The organism is Xanthomonas sp. SHU 166 (assembly GCF_000364685.1).
Lineage (GTDB): Bacteria > Pseudomonadota > Gammaproteobacteria > Xanthomonadales > Xanthomonadaceae > Xanthomonas_A > Xanthomonas_A sontii.
Genome location: NZ_AQOJ01001024.1, coordinates 1 through 874, shown reverse-complemented (window position 1 = coordinate 874; position 874 = coordinate 1). Strand labels below are relative to the sequence as shown.

At 73.5% G+C, this 874-nt stretch carries 1 protein-coding gene; it reads left to right on the top strand.

What is annotated here, in order from left to right; translation table 11 throughout:
• Positions 1-252 precede the first annotated feature (252 nt).
• The coding region (locus D180_RS22440) for a uroporphyrinogen-III C-methyltransferase (RefSeq protein ID WP_017914529.1) at positions 253-874 on the top strand (622 nt) is incomplete at its 3' end.

The following is an 874-nucleotide window of genomic DNA, read 5'->3' as shown; positions in this document are numbered from 1 at the left end:
CGGTGGTCGCGGCCAGCGCGCGCCTGGCGACCCTGGCCGCGGACCTGGGGTTCGTCGACGTCGCCCAGGCGGCCGGACCGATGCCGCAGCAGTTGGTCGCCGCAGCGGCCGCGATCGTAACGCGCTCGCCACCTCGCTGAACGCGGACCGCCGCCCGGGTTGCGGCCGCAGTGCCGCTCACGCCATGCTCCGGCGGTGCCGCGCCGACCGCCGCCTTGCTCGCGACGGGCGACGGCCCCCAGGACGCTGCCGATGACCGACGAAATCCCGATCACGCCTCGCCGTTCCACACGCTGGATCTGGTTGCTGCTGGTGCTCGCCACGCTGGCCGCGCTGGCGTTCGCCGGCTGGCGTGGCTGGGACTGGTGGCAGGCGCGCAGCGCGCGCGAACTGGCCCAGCAGTCGGAACTGCAGCAGCAACTGCAGGCCTTGCAGCAGGCCCAGGACAGCCTGCGCCGCGACCAGCGCGCCACCGCGCAGCGGCTGCAGGACGCGGCCAGCACCAACCGCGTGCTGCGCGACGAAATGCTCGGCCTGAGCCAGCGCAGCGCGCTGCTGGAGGCCAATGTCGCCAAGCTCGCCGATTCCAACCGTCACGGCGCGCAGGCGCTGCGCCTGGATGAGGTCGAACTGCTGCTCAACCAGGGCCAGCAGCGGCTGCTGCTGGCCGGCGATGCGGCCGGCGCGCGGCGTGCCTACGCGCTGGCCAGCGGTGTGCTGGACGGCATCGACGATCCGCAATTCCTCAACCTGCGCCAGGCGCTGCTGCAGGAACGCACCGCGCTGGACGCGCTGGGCGACGGGCCGCAGGCACGCCTGGCGGCGCAACTGGATGCCTTCGCCGCCAGCCTGGACAAGCTGCCGACGCAATTGC